The sequence below is a fragment of the Gemmiger qucibialis genome (assembly GCF_027689445.1).
Taxonomy (GTDB): domain Bacteria; phylum Bacillota; class Clostridia; order Oscillospirales; family Ruminococcaceae; genus Gemmiger; species Gemmiger qucibialis.
Map to the genome: position 1 here is coordinate 1 of NZ_JAQFEN010000015.1, position 18,777 is coordinate 18,777.

Consider the following 18,777-nt stretch of genomic DNA (forward strand, 5'->3'; position numbering starts at 1 on the left):
CTGTTTGGAGAAAAGCTCTATCTGTCCCCGATTCTCGATCTGCACAGCAGCGATCTGGTCAGTTATACCATATCGGATCGTCCTGTACTCAGCATGGTAACCACCATGCTGGATGAGGCGTTTGCAAAGATCCCGGCCGGAACAAACCTGATTCTCCACTCTGATCAGGGTTGGCAATATCAGCACAAGCAGTACCAGCGGATGCTCCGCGAGAAGGGTATCCGACAGAGCATGAGCCGCAAGGGAAACTGTCTGGACAATGCTGTGATAGAAAATTTCTTCGGACTGCTCAAAAGTGAACTGTTATATCTGCAAGAATTTCAATCCATGGAACACTTCAAACAGGAACTGATCGAATATCTGGATTACTACAACAACCGCAGGATCAAGGCAAAGCTAAAGGGCTTGCCGCCTGCAATTCACAGACAGCAAGCCCTTTCGGCTGCTTGAGCAATTTTTACTTCAAAATATTGTCTAACTTTTGGGGGTCACTTCAAATGGCCAACCGCCCTGTTCTGTTTTTCCTTATTCCTGCCTCCGGGGCTGAAAGCCAGCCCGCCGGGCAGCTGAATTTACTGGCGCAGTGCCTGGATCACACAGTCCAGGTCATGTTCGTCCTCACAGACGATCTTGACCGGATGGCTGTAGTCCAGACTCATCATACCGAGAATGCTCTTTGCATCAGCAATGCTGCCCTTCATGTCATGCACGCCGACCTCATTGTAACACTTGGCAGCGGCAGACACGATTCCCTGTACTTCTGCGAAGTTGGAAACCTTGACTTGTCTTACCATAATAATGACCTCCATAAATAAAACCCGGCACAGGCCATCATGCCTGCGCGGTAAGGGCGGGACCCACATTTCCTTTCCCTTACAGCTGCATTATAGCATAATTCTATCCGGCGTACCTATGTTAGATTCATTGTTGCCATTTTTTCATCGGGATGCACAAAAGACAAATTTGTTCATGTTCCGCTTTGTACAGGCTGCCAAAATTTTGTCGCTTTATTCACGAATTTTCTTTATTTTTTGACTTTTCTGATTTCAGTTTTTGTCTTTTCGGCTCTGTATTTTAACGGTTTTTGTTCCTGTTTTGGCAGGTTGCACATTCAAACTGTCCATTTGGCTTTTCCTTCCGGCAACATAATTCCATGCTCTGCCGAAAAGTGCTGATTTTTGCGGTTTTCGGCCAGGTTTTCAGCTCTGGGGCACGCCTTTCATGGTCAGGGCAATGCGCTTTTTGGCTGTATCCACGCTCAGTACCTTGACCTGCACCACATCGCCCACTTTCAGCGCATCTCTCGGGTTCTTGATAAACTTATCACTGATCTGGGAAACATGCACCAGTCCATCCTGATGCACGCCGATATCTACAAATGCGCCAAAGTCAATCACATTGCGCACGGTACCTTTCAGCTCCATGCCGGGCTTCAGGTCCTCCAGCCCCATCACATCGCTGCGCAGCAGGGGTTTGGGCAGGCTGTCGCGCACATCGCGCCCCGGCTTGCACAGCTCGGACACAATATCCATCAGGGTGGGTTCGCCCACGCCAAGTGCTTCGCACAGGGCTTTGGTGCCGCGGCTCTTCACCCGTACCGGCAGGCTCTGCATCGCGTCCGTGCCGATCTCTTTGGCGTCACAGCCGCAGGCTTCCAGCAGGCCCTTGGCGGCGGGGTAGCTTTCGGGGTGGACGGCGGTTGCATCCAGCGGGTTTTTGGCACCCGGCAGGCGCAAAAAGCCTGCGCACTGTTCAAATGCCTTGGGGCCAAGGCCCTTGACCTTTTTCAGCTGCGCACGGGAGGTAAACGCGCCCTCCTCCTCACGCCAAGCCACAATATTTTTAGCGGTAGCGTTGGTAATGCCGGCCACACGGGCCAGCAGCGGGGCGGACGCCGTGTTCAGATCCACGCCAACGCTGTTCACGCAGTCTTCCACCACACCGTCCAGCGTTTCGTTCAGGCGCTTCTGGGGCATATCATGCTGGTACTGGCCCACGCCCACGGCCTTGGGGTCAATTTTAACCAGTTCGGCCAGCGGGTCCTGCAAGCGGCGCGCAATGGAAACCGCGCTGCGCAGGTTGACATCATACTGCGGGAACTCCTCCGCCGCCAGCTTGGACGCCGAATATACCGAAGCACCGGCTTCACTGACGACCATATATTGCAGGTGCAGCCCCTTTTCCTCGGCCAGTTCACGGATTACGGCGGCGGCAAACTCCTCGGTTTCATGTCCGGCGGTGCCGTTGCCGATGGCCATGACCTCCACCCCGTTTTTCAGCACCATGCTCTTGATGGTTTTCTTGGCCTGATCCACCCGCTTGAATTCCGGCACCGGGTATACCACGTTGGTATCCAGCACCTTGCCGGTGGGGTCCACCACGGCAACCTTGCAGCCCATGCGGTAGCCGGGGTCCAGGCCCATCACGGTTTTGCCGCGGATGGGCGGCTGCAGCAGCAGCTGGCGCAGATTCTCGCCAAACACAGTGATGGCACCCTCGGCGGCCTTGGCGGTCAGTTCGGCGCGCAGTTCGTTTTCCAGGCTGGGGTGGATCAGGCGGCTGTAGGCATCCAGTGCCGCGGCTTCCACAATGGCAGCGCTGGGGCCGCCGGTCTTTTTGCGGGCGAACATCCAGGCCACAATGCCCCCGGCGCGCTCGGCTTCCACGGCAATGCTCACCTTCAAAAAGCCTTCCCGCTCGCCGCGGTCCAGGGCCAGAATACGGTGGCCAGGGATTTTGGCGACAGGCTCGGTATAATCATAATACTGGGTGTATACGCTGTCTTCGTCCTTAGCTTTTACGCTTTTAACCATGCCGAACGCATGGTAGTAGCGGCGCAGCTCGGCGCGGCAGCGAGCGTCATCGCTGATGGTTTCGGCAATGATATCTTGTGCCCCGGCCAGAGCGGCTGCTGCATCGGGGACTTCCTCGTTCAGGTAGTCGTTGGCGGCTGTCTGCGGGTCAAAGTTAGTATCCTGCTTCAAGGTAGCATCGGCCAGCGGCTGCAGGCCGCGAGCGCGGGCGATGCTGGCGCGGGTCTTGCGCTTGGGCTTATACGGACGATAGATATCCTCCACCTCGGCCAGTGTTTTGGCACCAGCCAAAGCGGCCTGCAGTTCCGGCGTCATGGCGTTCTGCGCTTCAATGGAGCCGGTCACTTCTTCTTTACGCTTATCCAATCCGCGCAGGTATTCCAGGCGGTCGCCCAAGTTGCGCAGCACCTGGTCATCCATAGAGCCGGTAGCTTCTTTGCGGTAGCGGGCAATAAATGGGATGGTGTTCCCGGCATCGATCAGGTCAATGGCACCCTGTACGTTTTTCAGGCTCAGGTTCAGTTCCTGCGCCAGCTGTTCGGCATGGTTCGGCATCTTTGTTCTCACTTTCTGTTTTACGATGGATTTTCCACGCGGGATTTTCCAGCCTTTTTTGAAAAAAGGGCTTCGGCGAAAAAACTTTAATACTTTAATATATAAATTATAGTAGATAGTTAAAAATCAGCTGTAGGGCGGGATGCCCTCATCCCGCCGGGGAGAGACCTTGCCATTTGTTGCAAACGTTGCAAGCAATCCGTAGGGACCGATGCTCGCCATCGGCCCGCAAAGGGGAATGCAATCACAGACCAGGTGTTGGCACCGGCGGGGTGTTGTGCCATGATTCCACATATCGGGCTGTATCCGGGTATATCACCCCATCATATGCCACACACCCGCGTGCGCACAATGTGCGCCCCTACGGTCTCTATCGGGATAAAACGCAATTTTCCGCCCCCGACTGCATCCTAAGGCAATACCGCATAATTCTAAGTGCCGATACGGCGAGCGAGGTACGGCAGATGCTAAGCCAAAAGCGCAGATAATACTTTGTGTATTATCGAGCATTTTGGCAACGCAGATGCCGTACCGCAGCCGCCGGAGCGGTGCTTAAGCCGTAAGGCGGGAATTATGCGGTGTTGCCCTAAATTTGACCGTGCACACCCCCAACGGTTTGGCGGGGCATCATTTACCCCACACTGCTCTCTTCCCGGCGCTTTTCCTGGTGCAATACTGACACCCACACGGCATACACCACAATAGCGCCGGCGCTGACGGCAACGCTCTGCCGCAGACCGGCCGTGTGGTAGGTGAACACGATCTCGCTGTGGCCCGCCGGGGCGGCAACCGCCATCAGGCCGTTGTCCACTTTCTCCACCTCCGCCGGCACACCGTTCACGGTTGCGGTAAAACCATCGTCATAGGGCACGCTGAACAGTACCAGATTTTCGGCTTCCAGATCCGCCTGCGCGGTAAAGCCGGTGCGCGTTGCGGTAAAGCTTGTCACAGCGCTTTCCCGCCGGGCCGTACAGTCCTGCACATAATCCTCATAGCTGATGTTATTTTTCTCATCATCCGTCAGGTTCTGCATCATCTGGCCGTACCGTTCCACCTGTTCATCGGTCAGCAGCAGGGCTTTCATCAGTACATTGCCCGCGTTGGTATCGCTCACCGTTTCAAAGTTCTCTTCCGTAATATAGGAATCATATGTAAAGCCCATCGGCACCCAGTTCTCGTTCTCGTAAATCAGGTAGCTTGTGGTGCTTGAAACAAGGTTCCAGCCTTCCAGCTTTTCTTTTTCCCAATCCTCAACTTTTTCTTTCGGCACAAGGGTATACCGCACGCTCAACAGACCGCGCAGGGCATACAGGCTGGCTTCCGGCTTGGAGTTCACATCCCGCTTAACGCCCACCGTAGGGTAAAATTCCAGAATGCTGGGTGCTACCGTGGAGTTAAAGAACTGGATGCAGCTTTTGTCCAGCCACAAACCAAGGTTGTTATAACTGTCGTAAGCGTCCAGCCGGTAAAAGACATCGTCCGGCAGAACGGCGTTCAGCTCCGGGGCTTCGCGCCAGGTCTGCTGCACATAGTCCGCATCGTGGTACCACTGGCCGTATTTGGTGATGGAAAGGTGTACCTGCCCATACACAAAGCTGAACCCCAGCGCCACGGCCAGCACCACCGCCGGGAACCGTGCCGCCAGCTGCCTGCGGTAATGCAGCAGCAGCCAGAACAGCCCCACGCCCAACATGCTGACCAGCAAAATGCCCCAGTAGCGCAGCGGTTCCTCCACCACGCCAATGGTGGTGGTGCCGTCTTTTTCATTGGGCACCAGCACAAAGGCAATGCTGCTCAAGGTACACAGCGCCACAAGGCCCAGCGCGCGGCGGTACTCGGTTTCGCACAGGTTGGCTTTTTGCAGCGTCATAGCCGTGGCGGCGCAGAGCACCAAAACCGGCATATAATACCAGCGCGCATAATAGCTGGAATTGAGGGCATAGAACATGCTGTTCAGCACCGGCACAAAGGCGCAGATAAGGCACACTTTCATGATGCGCGCAAAGGGGTGGCGCCGCCGCACGCGGCAGAACACCAGCCCGCCCGCAATGCCCACCACCGGCAGGTAGACGGTCATGCTGGTGTGCTTTAAGATGCCCTCCTGGAACAGGTCTTTCAGGTAGGGGGCATCCGGCATCAAAAAAGCGCTGTAAAAAATGGCAAGGTACTGCTGGGCGCTGCCGTATACAAGGTAGCCGTACCCATTGAATGGATCGATTGTGCGCGGGTTCTGCACCAGCGAAAGTGCCGCCGGAACCAGCAGCGCACAGCCCATGCAGCAGCCCAGCACCGTCTGGAACGCCAGCGCCCCAAACAGGCGCAGGTTCAGCTTGTACCGGCCGCCCGCCACCATGCAGACAAAATAAATCATCAAAAACACGGCCTGCCCGGCAAAAAAGAAATAGTTGTTGAGCAGGTTGACCGCAACCCAAAACGGGAATGCACCGTGCCTGCGGTCCAGCACGGCGTCATCCAGCGCTTTGAGCATGTAGGGGAACAGTGCCACAACGTCCAAAAAGTGGTTAAAGAACACGTTGTACACCGTAAAGCCGGAGAACGCATACAGACACGCGCCCACCATGCTCCAGCGCTCGTCTTTTACCCAGCGGCGCATCCACAGGTAAGCCCCGCCGCCCGCCACAGCAAATTTAAGGCAGAGCATTGGCACCATGGCCCAGGGCGTCCACCGATAGGGCAGCAGCAGGGTGAGCCAGAAAAACGGGCTGCCGCACAGATAAAAGCTGTAGGAGTTCACAAACCCGCTGCCCAGGTCCGTTGCCCAGCTGAAACTGCCCCCCTGCTTAACAAAATTGTTGGCATAGGAATAAAAGGAAATCTGCTGGTCGTTAAAGTCACCGGCGTAGTGGAAAAAGTCGCCGTTCAGGCCATCAATGATGCAGTGGGGCAAAAACAGCGCCGCCGCCACCGCAAAGCAAAGCCAGAACACCTGCCAATACCGTGACCGCCCGCCTGTTTTGCGCTCCAAAAGCTTGCCGCCAATCTTCAATGCAATTCCCTCCTTTGAAGGGATGTGATATACTTTATAATTAGAAATTAGAAATGAGGAATTAGCAATGAGCAATTATCTGCCATTCTTTGGCTCCTCGTATTTTGGCAAAAGGTCTGCCCCATTGCCCACCATTTAATTTCTCATTACTAATTCCTAATTTCTAAGGCAACACTGCACAATTCCCGCCTAGCGGCTTAAGCACCGCTCCGGCGGCTGCGGCACGGCATCTGCGTTGCCAAAATGCTCGATAATACACAAAGTATTATCTGCGCTTTTGGCTTAGCAGCTGCCGCACCTCGCTCGCCGTATCGGCACTTAGAATTATGCGGTATTGCCCTAATTTTTTCAAGAGTGAGGTGCTTTGTTTTGTCTCTATACCCTTTTCACGCTCTTTTGGGGCGCATGAAGTATATTACGCGGTGGGCGCTGATGCGCTGCATGCGGCAGGAAAGCCTGAGTGAGCACACGGCGGATACCGCCCTGCTGGCCCATGCGCTTTGCCTGATCGCCCAGAACATCACCCACACCGGGGCCGATATCCGCCCCGACACCGTGGCCGCCGCGGCGCTGTACCACGATGCACCGGAAATTTTGACCGGCGATATGCCTACCCCGGTCAAATACAAGAACGAAGCCCTGCGCACCGCCTACAAAGCCGTGGAACGGGAAAGCGCCCTTGCCATGGCGGATCTGCTGCCGCCGGAGCTGCATGAGATCGAAGGCAGCTACCTGACCGGCAGTGTGCTGAACGATGCCGAGCGCAAGCTGCTGAAAGCCGCAGACCGGCTTTCGGCCCTGATCAAGTGCATGGAGGAGGTGGAAAGCGGCAACCGCGAGTTCACCGCCGCTCTCGCCCAGCAAAAAGCCGATCTGGCCGCCATGCACAGCCCCGAAGCCGATTATTTCATTGAGCACATGCTGCCGTGCTATACGCAGAACCTGGATGAGCTAACGAAAAAGTAAGTAAATAGTTAGGGCAATACCGCATAATTCTAAGTGCCGATACGGCGAGCAAGGTGCGGCAGCTGCCGGAGCGGTGCTTAAGCCGCAAGGCGGGAATTGTGCGGTGTTGCCCTAATTAACTCCTCACTCCTACCTCCTAACTACCCTTGGAGCTTATATACCGCCTCAATCAGCTTGTCCACATCGGTAAAATGCTCCAGCATGGAACAATAACGGCGCAGGGACGCGGCGCCTTTCAGACCTTTCATATAGTGCATGGCCTGGCCGCGTGCCTGGGGCATAGCGGTCCATTCGCCTTTTTCTTCGCACATTTCGTAGATTTGGGCGCGCAGTGCGCTCATCCGGGCGTTCAGGCTGGGTTCGCCGGGCTCCGGCTGGCCAGTCAATACGGCGTTGATGCGCTCAAACAGCCAGGGGTCGCCCAGCGCGCCGCGGCCGATCATCACGCCCGCGCAGCCGGTTTGCTCCAAAATCTGCTTTGCGTCTTCCGCCGTGGTGATATCGCCGTTTGCCAGCACCGGAATGCCGACCGCTTTGCGGATCTCCGTGATGGCATCCACATCAATGGGCGGGATGTACATCTGCTCCCGCGTGCGGCCATGCACGGCGATCAGGTCTGCACCGTTTGCTTCACACTGCCGGGCCACGGCAACGCCGGTCAGCTGCTCGGCATCCCAGCCAATGCGCATTTTAACGGTTAAAGGCTTATCCGGTCCCAGGGCTCCGCGGGCAGCGGCCACCATGCGGCCGCACAGCTCCGGGTTCTGCATCAGTTTGCTACCTGCACCGCTGGATGTGATCTTGGGGGCCGGGCAACCCATGTTGATGTCCAGAATATCAAACTGCACGCCTTTTTCCTGAATGATCCGGATCGCCTGCGCCATCGTTTCGGGCTCGGCCCCAAACAGCTGCACGGCATAAATGCCGTGGGAGGCCTTGTCCCGCAGCAGGCGCACGCTTTTGTCATCGCCAAAGGTAATGGCCTTGGCGCTGGCCATCTCGCTTACCGTCCACGCCGCGCCATGGTCCGCCATCAGGTGCCGGCACGCCGCATCCGTAAACCCCGCCATCGGCGCAAACACCGCAGGCTGTGCATATGGAATGGTTAGATTGCGTAATTGCATATTTTTGATAGGCAGGAGTGAAGAGCGAGGAGTTAGGAGTGAGGAGTTAAAGGTGCGGCTTGCGCCGCGTTTTGAATTTTTGGGGTAAAGCAATAAAACCTAAGGCAATACCGCATAATTCTAAGTGCCGATACGGCGAGCGAGGTGCGGCAGATGCCAAGCCAAAAGCGCAGATAATACTGGATGCTGCAAAGGTGAGCGCCGCCAGTGGCGGAAACAGCGAACCGAAGCAGGGGCAGCGGTCGCAGAGTGCGAGGGGCTTTTGCCCCCGAAGCACGATGCGGGTACCGCAACCCGACATTATCGAGCATTTTGGCAACGCAGATGCCGTGCCGCAGCTGCCGGAGCGGTGCTTAAGCCGCAAGGCGGGAATTGTGCGGTGTTGCCATAACATTCAAAATTGTGCGCGCCAGCGCACACCAATAACTCCTAACTCCTACTTCCTAACTCCTAACTCCTAACTCTCTCCCAACTTTTGTTTTTGCTTCAGCTAAAATATTATTTTACCACACTCCCCACACCAGTGCAATTTGTGATATACTATTTTTATTATTGCGATCGATGTGTTTCGTTTTTTCGGAGGTTCCTGTATGAAACTGCTGGTTTTGGATGGCAACAGTCTGGTGAACCGGGCTTACTTCGGTATCAAGCTGCTGACAACCAAGGATGGGCGCTACACCAACGCCATTTTCGGCTTCCAGAATATCCTGCTCAACCTGCTTTCCGCCCACCACCCGGACGCTGTGGCCATTGCCTGGGACGAAAAAGCCCCCACCTTCCGCCATACCGCCTATGACGGCTACAAGGCCACCCGCCATGGTATGCCGCAGGAGCTGGCGGAGCAGATGCCGGTATTAAAGCAGCTGCTGACCGACCTTGGCTTTGTGCAGGTCAGCAAGCCCGGCTGGGAAGCGGACGATATCCTGGGCACGCTGGCCGCCGCCAACGAGGCCGCCGGGGGCACCACCCTGCTGGCAACCGGTGACCGGGACAGCCTGCAGCTGGTAGACGATGCCACCACGGTGCTGCTTGCCACCAACCGCGAAACGCTGCCCATGGACCCCGCCGCCATCCAGGAAAAATACGGCGTGGCCCCGCCGCAGCTGATCGAAGTAAAAAGCCTGATGGGCGATGCTTCCGATAATATTCCCGGCGTGCCCGGCATTGGCGAAAAGACCGCCCTTGCCCTGGTGCAGAAGTTCGGCAGTTTGCAGGGCGTGTATGAGCACCTGGACGACAAAGCCATCAAACCCAAACAGCGGGAAAAGCTGGAAGCCAACAAGGAGCTGGCCGAGCTTTCTCACATGCTGGGCACCATCCGCAAGGACGCTCCCATCGAAACTGCGCCGGAGCACTACTGCCGCACTGCCGGGGACCCGGCTGCCGCAGCCCAGCTGCTGGCTGAGCTGGAAATGCACAAGCTGACCGCCCGCTGGGGGCTGGATGAATCCCCGGCAGCGGTTGCCGCCAGCGCAGAAACTCTGCCGGAAGTGCAGCCCGACCTGCTGCCCCTTGCGCCGGAAGGCCGATATGACCTGGCCCAGAACAAGGACGGCAGCTGGTACGCCGTGCAGGGGGATTCCGTTTACCTGCTGGATAACGACCGCCTGCCCTCTCTGCTGGATGCCGCCGGGGTGCAGCTGCGTGTGTTTGATGCAAAGCCGTTGTACCACATTGCACTGGAGCATGGCGGCGTTGGCGCGGCCATTGTGTTTGATGGCAAGCTGGCCGCCTACCTACTGAATCCTTCGGCCAGTGATTACCAGGCCGGGCAGCTGGCGGCAGAATACGCTGCTGCCCCCGCCTTTGCCTGCGCCGCCGCGCCGGATGCCGGGGCGCTTTCCGCCTTGCTGGATGTGCTTTCCACTAAGCTGGACGAGCAGGGCGGCCACGACCTGCTGGCCACGATGGAGCTGCCTCTGGCCCGCGTGCTGGCCGACATGGAGCGCATCGGCTTTGCGGTGGACGCCGAGGGCATCCGCCAGTTCGGCGATAGCCTGCGCGCCGAGCTGAACGGCATTTTGCAGAACATTTATGCTGAGGTCGGGTACGAGTTCAATCTGAACAGCCCCAAGCAGTTGGGCGAAGCCCTGTTTGACAAGCTGGGCCTGCCGCCCCGCAAAAAAACGGCCCGCGGCTATTCCACCGACGCCGAAACGCTGGAAAGCCTGCGCGCCTACAGCCCGGCGGTGGATGATATTTTGAAGTACCGCACCTATTCCAAGCTGCTTTCCACCTATGTGGAGGGCCTGCTGAAAGCCCTGGGGCCGGACGGACGCATCCATTCCACCTTTATCCAGACCGAAGCCCGCACGGGACGCATCAGCTCCACTGAGCCGAATTTGCAGAACATTCCCATCCGCACCGAGCTGGGCAGCCGCCTGCGCGGCTACTTTGTGGCCGCCCCCGGCGAAACGCTGGTGGACGCCGACTATTCCCAGATCGAACTGCGCATTCTGGCCCACATTACAGGCGATGAAGCCATGCAGCAGGCGTTTTTGTCCGGGGCAGACATTCACCGCGCCACCGCGGCCAAGATCTACCACATCCCGGAATCGGATGTCACCCATGAGCTGCGCACCTCCGCCAAGGCCATCAACTTTGGCATCATGTACGGCAAGGGAGCGTTCTCTCTGGGCAAGGACCTCGGCATTTCGGTCAAGGAGGCAGATACTTTCTTGAAAACGTATCTGAATACCTTCCCGAAAGTGGACGGCTACATGCAGAACTGCATTGAACACGCCAAAGAGAAGGGCTATGTAGAAACGCTGTTTGGCCGCCGCCGCCCGCTGCCGGAGCTGGCAAGCTCCAACTTCCAGGTGCGCAGCTCCGGCGAGCGCATGGCCCGCAACACACCCATCCAGGGCACCGCGGCGGATATCATTAAGCTGGCCATGGTGCATGTCTGGCAGCGCCTGCGGGACGAAAAACTGCAGGCCCGCCTGCTATTGCAGGTACACGATGAACTGATCGTGGAAGCGCCGGAAAACGAAGTGGAACAGGTCAAGCGTATTCTGAAAGAGGAGATGGAGCAGGTGGTATCCTATTCCGTCCCCCTCACCGCCGAAGTCGGCACCGGCAAGACCTGGCTGGAAGCACATTAACAGATAGGAGGTAGGAAGTAGGAGTTAGGAGTTAATTAGGAATTAGCAATGAGCAATGAGAAATTGCAATGCTCCCGCCAACCTTGCTGCAAATCCCGTCATGGCATCTGTAGGGAACGGTCAAGACCGTTCCCTACAGATCAAAATAAAAGGTTGCTAAAATCTTTTCGTTCCTATTAACTCTTAACTTCTCCCTCCTAACTCCTAACTTCACACGGGGGTATACAATGTATATTTTAGGCATCGAATCGAGCTGCGATGAGACGGCGGCTGCGATTGTGGAGGATGGAAAACATTTAATTTCCAACGTTATTTCTACCAGCGTCAAAGAACAGGCGCTTTACGGCGGTGTTGTGCCGGAAATTGCCAGCCGCCGCCATGCGGAATACATCAGCGCGACGGTGCAGCAGGCTTTGCAGGATGCCAACATGGCCATTGCGGATGTGGACGCGGTGGCCGTCACCTTTGCCCCCGGCCTGATTGGGGCCGTGCTGGTGGGGGTCAACTTTGCCAAGGGCCTGGCTTACGGCGCGGGCAAGCCGCTGGTGCCGGTACATCACCTGCGCGGGCACATTGCAGCCAACTATCTGACCCACCCACAGCTGGAGCCGCCATTCCTCTGCCTGGTGGCCAGCGGCGGCCACAGCCATATTGTGCAGGTAGAGGACTGGTGCAAGTACCATGTTCTGGGCCGCACGGTGGATGACGCCGCGGGCGAAGCGTTTGATAAAGTTGCCCGCACCCTGGGGCTGCCCTATCCCGGCGGGCCCAGCGTTTCGCAGGCCGCCAAAACCGGCGACCCGCACTATTACAAACTGCCCACCCCGCATGTGGAGGGTAAATACAACGTGAGCTTTTCCGGCTTAAAGACTGCCGTTGTCAACGAGGTTCACAACGCCCAGCAGCGCGGTGAGGAAGTGCGCGTGGCCGATATGGCCGCCAGCTTCCAGGAGCGCATTGCACAGATCCTGGCCAAAAAGCTGCTGGCCGCCGCAGCGGATACCAACGCCAAAACCATCTGCCTGGCGGGCGGCGTTGCGGCCAATGGCCGTCTGCGCCAGCTGGTGAACGATGGTGCCCAGAAGCTCGGCGCGAAAGTGTATCTGCCGGAACTGAAATACTGCGGCGACAACGGCGCGATGATCGCCGCGCAGGGCTACTATGAATTCAAGGATGGCAACATTGCAGACCTTACCCTGAACGGTCTGCCCACCCTTGCCATTGACTATCGCTAAGCGTTTTTTTGCTTAAAAAGCGGTTTTGCACGTTCAATTCTGCATTTTGCCCCTGTTCCCCATATTGCAAAACCCTGCCGCTTATTGTAAAATAAGAAAATCGACAATATTACAATCTACAATATTTTATTGGAGTGGAATACATGGCTGACGAAAAGTTTTCCAATTTTTTGACTGAGATCATTGACGCGGATCTTGCCGAGGGCAAGGTCAAGGAGATCCATACCCGTTTTCCGCCGGAGCCGAACGGCTACCTGCACATTGGTTCCGCCAAGGCCATTTACATCAACTACATGACCGCCAAAACCTATGGCGGTAAGTTTAACCTGCGCTTTGACGATACCAACCCCGCCCGCGAAGGCGACGAGTATGTGCAGAGCATCCTGAAAGATCTGGAATGGCTGGGTGCCACCCCCAACGGCGGCATTTTTTACGGCAGCGATTACTTTGAAAAGTGCTATGAATACGCCGAAAAGCTCATTCAGGAAGGCAAAGCCTATGTGGATGACCTGACCCGCGAGGAGATGCAGGAATACCGCGGCAACGATGCCGGTAAGCCCAGCCGTCCTTCCCCCTACCGCGACCGCACCCCGGAAGAAAACCTCGACCTGTTCCGCCGGATGCGCGCGGGCGAGTTTGCCGATGGCGAAAAGACCCTGCGCGCCAAAATCGACCTGGCCAGCCCCAACATGAACCTGCGTGACCCGGCGATTTACCGCATCAAGCATGTTTCCCACCACCGCCAGGGCGATAAGTGGTGCATCTACCCCCTGTATGACTTTGCCCACCCCATTCAGGACGCCATTGAGGGCATCACCCATTCCATGTGCAGCCTGGAATTTGAGAACCACCGCCCCCTGTATGAGTGGGTCGTGACCAATATTTTTGGCGCCGGCTTCCCCAAGCAGCGCGAATTTGCCCGCCTGAATGTGACCAACACCGTCATGAGCAAGCGCTACCTGCGCGAACTGGTGGAAAAGAACATTGTGGATGGCTGGGATGACCCCCGCATGCCCACCCTGTGCGGTCTGCGCCGCCGCGGCTATACCCCCACCAGCATTTTTGAGTTTGTGCGCACCGCCGGTGTTGCCAAGGCAGACAGCCTGGTGGATATGCGCCAGCTGGAAGCCGTGCTGCGCGCCGAGCTGGAGCTGAACGCCGCCCGCCGCGTTGCCGTTCTGGAGCCGGTCAAGCTGGTGATCGACAACTACCCGGCTGACCAGGTTGAGTATTTTGACCTGCCCAATAACCCCAACCGCGATGCCAACGACACCACCACCCGCCCGGTTGCCTTTACCAAGGAAGTCTGGATCGACAAGAGCGACTTTTTTGAGGTTCCCCCGCCGAAGTTCAAGCGCCTGACCCTGGGCAGCGAAGTCCGCCTGATGGGCGCTTACCTGGTGCGCTGCACCGGCGTGGACAAGGACGAAGCCGGTAATGTGGTGACCATCCATGCCGAAGCCGACCTGGAAACCCGCAACGGCAACCCCGCCGATGGCCGCAAGGTGCGCGGCACCATCCATTGGGTCAGCTGCGAGCACTGCGTGGACGCTGAGATCCACCTGTACGACAAGCTGTTTACCGAAGCCAACATGAACGGCATTCCCGATGGCGCTGACTTCAAGGATTACCTGAACCCCGACAGCGTGCAGGTCATTGACCACGCCAAGCTGGAAGAGAGCCTGGCTGATGCCAAGCCCGGCGAGCGGTTCCAGTTCGTGCGCACCGGTTACTTTACGCCGGACAGCAAGAACCCCCACGTTTACAACCGCATCGTCACCCTGAAGGACAGTTTCAAGTTCTGATTTTTCAGGCTTTCCATTTCATCGTTCAAATTATAATTCAAAGGCCGTTGTGCAAGCCAAACTGCACAACGGCCTTTTTGTTATGGCAAACGCTCAGCCGGCCATGTACTGGCCTTCAAAGTCAAACACGGTATTCCAATAGGTATCACCCAGAACATCCATCGCCTCGCCGTGGCCTGCGCCCTCGGCGGTCAGAGTGGCCTTGTTGGTGCCGGGTTTGGCGTTATACAGGGTCCCCATCATCTCATAGGGGATAAAATCATCCGCGGTGCCGTGGATGAACAGCATCGGCTTTTCACAGTTCTGCACCTGCTGCAGGGCGGATGCTTCCTTAAAGCCATAGCCCGCTTTGGCTCTTGCCGTGGCGCTGGCGGTATACAGAATTGGGAACTCCGGCAGGCCGAACCGCAGTTTCAGCTCACTGGAAAAAATATCCCACACGCTGGTGTAGCCGCAGTCCTCCACAAACACTTTTACCTGTTCCGGGGTGTCCTCCCCTGCTGTCATCATGGTGGTGGCGGCACCCATGGAAACGCCGTGCAGCACAATTTCAGCTTCGCTGTCCTGCGCCAGCACCCAGTCGATCCATTGCAGCACATCCTTGCGGTCCAGCCAACCCATGCCGACATAATCGCCCTCACTGTCGCCGCAGGCGCGCAGATCAGGGGTCAGCACCTGGTAGCCTGCATCGTAGTAGTGCTGGGCCAGGTTGGTCACGCCGGTATGGTTGCCGCGGTAACCGTGCAGGGCAATCACCCACAGGTGGCTGCCCGCATTGGGGTAATACACGCCGTTCAGCCGCAGGCCGTCCGCTGCCGTGATCTGCACCGTCTGGCCGGGATTCTGCTGCAAAAATTCCTCATTGGCCTGCTTTTGTACGGCGCGGTTTTCGGCAATCAACTGTTCCACGCCATCCGTGGGGGCTTCCACATCCAGCGCCACCTCACGGTCACCGCCGTCCCCGCTGCGCCCAATGGCATAATTGACCAGGTAGCTGCTGGCAAACGCAATGACAGCCGCCACCAGCACCACCACGGCAATCAACACGCCAATGACAATCTTTCTTCTGTTCTGCTTTTTTGTTGTAACTTCCATTCTGTTTTCCTTTCCCTCTGTGCCCGTGCCATATGTTGCACGTTTCAATCCAGAATGTTCAATATTATACAACAATTAACAAGAATGTTCAACGGTTATTTGCTGGCATACAGCGGGTTGGCCGCGCGGGTCTGGGTGCCATAAACCGCTTGCAGCCGTTCAAATGCCGCCTGTACCTCCGGTGGGATGTCATCATGCGCAATATAATTTTTGCCGTAGGGGGCGCACATTGTGTCAAGTCCCCTCGCCCCATCATTACTTATCATCTTAAGGCAATACCGCATAATTCTAAGTGCCGATACGGCGAGCGAGGTGCGGCAGATGCTAAGCCAAAAGCGCAGATAATACTGGAGTCTTATCGAGCATTTTGGCAACGCAGATGCCGTGCCGCAGCCGCCGGAGCGGTGCTTAAGCCGTAAGGCGGGAATTGTGCGGTGTTGCCTTAATATTACCACATTTCTCCCGCCCCCAAAATCCCGCGTCATCTTTTTCCCGCCGCCCGCATACCCATGGTGCAGGGGTGAAGTCTTATGATCGGGATTTTATGGCTTTTTTTGCAATCGGCTGCTTCGCATCTGCTCTACCTGGCCCTCCGGCTGGAAACCGGCAGCTTTCCCAAGCCGCTTTCCGCCAAGGAGGAACAAGCCGCCTTCGCCGCCATGCGCGCCGGGGATGCCGCCGCGCGCGAAACGCTGATCTGTCACAACCTGCGGCTGGTGGCACACATTGTAAAAAAGTATTATACCGTTTCCGGCGGGCAGGATGATTTTATCAGCATTGGCACCATCGGCCTGATTAAAGCAGTAGATACCTATGACTGCACCCGCACCACCCGCTTTGCCAGTTACGCCAGTCGCTGCATTGAAAACGAGCTGCGGATGCAGCTGCGCCACACCCGGCACGAAGCAGGCACCGTTTCTTTGCAGGAGCCGCTGGAAACCGGCGCGGACAGCGGCATGCTGACCCTGGCGGATGTTCTGCCCGACCTGGCCACAATGGAAGAAGACTGCGAACTGCGGGATGCCGCCGCTCAGCTGCGCCAGCTGGTTACCGCCCTGCCGGAGCGCGAGCAGCAGATTTTGACCCTGCGGTACGGCCTGAATGGCGCCGTCCCGCAGACGCAGCAGCAGATTGCCGCACAGTTCGGCATCAGCCGCAGCTATGTATCCCGGCTGGAAAAGCACGCCCTTGCCCGCCTGCGCCGTGCGTGGAACCAACCGCACCCGCTGTAACTGCTCAAACGTTTGCATTTTATAACAGCCGTTCATCGGCGGACAACTGTTTCTGTAAAAGTCAAAAGTATGACTTTTCAAAACTACTTGCACTGTCCCCTGCTTTTCCTTTATAATAGTATATATTTGTGCGTTTGTGCGGCTGCGGGGGCTTCCATTAAACTTATGGGTTTGTAGGAACTGTCGGCAACCGATGCACAAATTTCAGCAATTTTTCATAGTTAAAGCAGTTGTTTCGCTGTATTCTTTGTGATAGAATAATAAAAGGGGTGTTTTCTCTTTTGTAGGGCAACACCTACAAGAGAGCGAGGACTTCCACCATATGAACGCGCAAACCATTATGATCTGCTCCGGCAAGGGCGGCACGGGCAAAAGCACCGTATCGGTCCTGCTGGGTGCCCAGCTGGGTGCCTGGGGCCGCCGCGTCCTGCTGATCGAGTTGGACTCCGGGTTGCGCAGTGTGGACATGATTGCCGGGGTATACGGCAAGACGGTTTACGATATCGAGGATGTTCTGTGCGGTCGGTGTGATGGCAGCAAAGCTATTGTGCCCAGCCCCTTGTACCCTGGGCTGTCGGTCATCAGCGCCCCCTATGAGGGCGGTGAGGTCCGCGCAGCACCGCTGGCCGGGCTGATTTTGGCCATGCGGGAATATTTTGATTATATCCTGCTGGATACTGCAGCGGGCATGGGCGCACCGTTTACCGCCGCCAACCGCTTGGCGGACCGCGCACTGGTTGTTTTAACGCCGGACCCGGTCGCCCTGCGGGATGGGCGCATTGTGGCGGATGCCCTGTTACAGAACGGCCGCCCCGCCAGCGCCGTGCGGCTGGTGATGAACCGTGTGTCCCGTTCCAGTTTTGGCAAGGATGCTGCGGTGTTTGACCTGGACGAGTGCATTGACACCGTTGGTTTGCAGCTGATTGCCGTTATCCCGGAAAGCCGCACCTTGCAGCGCGCCGGTGCCGCAGGCACCGCCCTGCCGCAGGACTGCCCCGCCGCCATTGCCGGGCACGCCCTTGCGGGCCGCATTTTAGGCGAGCGCATTCCGCTGACCTGTTTTTGACGAAAAACGCATAGCCATGCTATGCTGTAACTTATAAAAAGTGGGGGATTTCTTATGACGATTGCCCTTGTTGCACATGATACAAAGAAAGAACTGATGGTTCAGTTCTGCATTGCCTATCGGCAGATTCTGAGCGAGCACAGGCTGATCGCCACGGGTACCACGGGGCGGCTTGTGGCCGAAGCCACCGGCCTGAACGTACAGCGCTTTTTGCCGGGCGGCCACGGCGGTGACCAGCAGATCGTTGCCCGCATCGCCTGCGACGAAGTGGACATGCTGCTTTTCTTCCGTGACCCCATCTGCGCTAAGCCCTCGGAGCCCAACGAGATGAACCTGCTGCGCATCTGCGATGTGCACAATATTCCGGTTGCCACCAACATTGCCACTGCCGAGGTGTTGATCCACGGCCTGGAGCACGGCGACCTTGACTGGCGTACCATCCTGAACCCCCAGCACTAAGGGCAAAATTTTTGATACAGGGCGTTCACCGAAGACTAAAGAGACAAGTTAAGAATCCACACGCAGGCCCCTCCGCCATCCGGCTCCGGGGCCTGCTTTCTTTTTTGTTTCCAATCCTCTCTCATTCTGTCCCATGCGGGAAAACATGAGATAATGCGTTGATTTTGCTTGGTGTGGACTTGGAATGTTCTTGGAGTTGGCTTGGAGATTAGGCGGATTGCGAGCGGAACGGAGTGGAGCGAGCTCCTATGCGCTCTCTTGATTTCCTCTGCGCCTTTCTGGATTTTTTCGGGTGCCCGCGCATATAGTACGGTCA

General features: G+C 56.9%; 14 protein-coding genes. 8 read left to right on the forward strand and 6 right to left on the reverse strand.

What is annotated here, in order from left to right; genetic code table 11:
- Positions 1–450: IS3 family transposase (locus PG062_RS14135; RefSeq protein WP_270752750.1), on the forward strand; the 450-nt coding region annotated here is incomplete at its 5' end.
- A gap of 122 nt (positions 451–572) precedes the next feature.
- On the opposite strand, the gene PG062_RS14140 is transcribed toward PG062_RS14135, so the two are convergent.
- From PG062_RS14140 to PG062_RS14150, 3 genes are all read right to left on the reverse strand, one after another.
- On the reverse strand, positions 573–794 hold the full coding sequence (locus PG062_RS14140; protein ID WP_113999179.1) for an HPr family phosphocarrier protein: 222 nt from the start codon (positions 792–794) through the stop codon (positions 573–575).
- Positions 795–1,199: 405 nt separating this feature from the next.
- Positions 1,200–3,368: a Tex family protein gene (locus tag PG062_RS14145; RefSeq protein WP_270752753.1), complete on the reverse strand. Its 2,169-nt coding sequence runs from the start codon at positions 3,366–3,368 to the stop codon at positions 1,200–1,202.
- A gap of 631 nt (positions 3,369–3,999) precedes the next feature.
- Positions 4,000–6,375: a YfhO family protein gene (locus tag PG062_RS14150; RefSeq protein ID WP_270752755.1), complete on the reverse strand. Its 2,376-nt coding sequence runs from the start codon at positions 6,373–6,375 to the stop codon at positions 4,000–4,002.
- Positions 6,376–6,744: 369 nt separating this feature from the next.
- On the opposite strand from PG062_RS14150, the gene yfbR reads away from it, so the two are divergent.
- Positions 6,745–7,341 carry a 5'-deoxynucleotidase gene (gene yfbR / locus PG062_RS14155; protein WP_270752757.1) on the forward strand — a complete coding sequence of 199 codons (597 nt, stop codon included), beginning with the start codon at positions 6,745–6,747 and terminating at the stop codon, positions 7,339–7,341.
- Positions 7,342–7,481: 140 nt separating this feature from the next.
- Here yfbR and dusB read toward each other — a convergent pair whose 3' ends face one another.
- The gene (dusB, locus tag PG062_RS14160; protein ID WP_270752760.1) at positions 7,482–8,465 is read right to left on the reverse strand and encodes a tRNA dihydrouridine synthase DusB; all 984 of its coding nucleotides are present in this window, start codon (positions 8,463–8,465) and stop codon (positions 7,482–7,484) included.
- Between the two features lie 590 nt (positions 8,466–9,055).
- Here dusB and polA point away from each other — a divergent pair.
- From polA to PG062_RS14175, 3 genes are all read left to right on the forward strand, one after another.
- The gene (gene polA, locus PG062_RS14165; RefSeq protein ID WP_270752761.1) at positions 9,056–11,569 is read left to right on the forward strand and encodes a DNA polymerase I; all 2,514 of its coding nucleotides are present in this window, start codon (positions 9,056–9,058) and stop codon (positions 11,567–11,569) included.
- Between the two features lie 227 nt (positions 11,570–11,796).
- Positions 11,797–12,804 (forward strand): tRNA (adenosine(37)-N6)-threonylcarbamoyltransferase complex transferase subunit TsaD, encoded by a 1,008-nt coding sequence (gene tsaD, locus PG062_RS14170; protein ID WP_270752763.1) that lies wholly within the window; start codon positions 11,797–11,799, stop codon positions 12,802–12,804.
- Positions 12,805–12,947: 143 nt separating this feature from the next.
- Positions 12,948–14,609: a glutamine--tRNA ligase/YqeY domain fusion protein gene (locus tag PG062_RS14175; protein ID WP_113999151.1), complete on the forward strand. Its 1,662-nt coding sequence runs from the start codon at positions 12,948–12,950 to the stop codon at positions 14,607–14,609.
- 93 nt (positions 14,610–14,702) lie between these two features.
- On the opposite strand, the gene PG062_RS14180 is transcribed toward PG062_RS14175, so the two are convergent.
- On the reverse strand, positions 14,703–15,704 hold the full coding sequence (locus tag PG062_RS14180) for an alpha/beta hydrolase (RefSeq protein WP_270752766.1): 1,002 nt from the start codon (positions 15,702–15,704) through the stop codon (positions 14,703–14,705).
- Between the two features lie 95 nt (positions 15,705–15,799).
- Positions 15,800–15,970 carry a hypothetical protein gene (locus tag PG062_RS14185; RefSeq protein ID WP_270752767.1) on the reverse strand — a complete coding sequence of 57 codons (171 nt, stop codon included), beginning with the start codon at positions 15,968–15,970 and terminating at the stop codon, positions 15,800–15,802.
- A gap of 264 nt (positions 15,971–16,234) precedes the next feature.
- Here PG062_RS14185 and PG062_RS14190 point away from each other — a divergent pair, with 264 nt between their 5' ends.
- The 3 genes from PG062_RS14190 (at position 16,235) to mgsA (ending at position 18,461) form a co-directional block, all read left to right on the forward strand.
- A complete protein-coding gene (locus PG062_RS14190; protein ID WP_270752768.1) occupies positions 16,235–16,936 on the forward strand; it encodes a sigma-70 family RNA polymerase sigma factor in 702 nt (233 codons plus the stop codon).
- A gap of 322 nt (positions 16,937–17,258) precedes the next feature.
- Positions 17,259–18,002, forward strand: a complete 744-nt coding sequence (locus PG062_RS14195) for a nucleotide-binding protein (RefSeq protein WP_270752769.1) — start codon at positions 17,259–17,261, stop codon at positions 18,000–18,002.
- A gap of 54 nt (positions 18,003–18,056) precedes the next feature.
- A complete protein-coding gene (gene mgsA / locus PG062_RS14200; protein WP_113999155.1) occupies positions 18,057–18,461 on the forward strand; it encodes a methylglyoxal synthase in 405 nt (134 codons plus the stop codon).
- Positions 18,462–18,777: the final 316 nt, after the last annotated feature.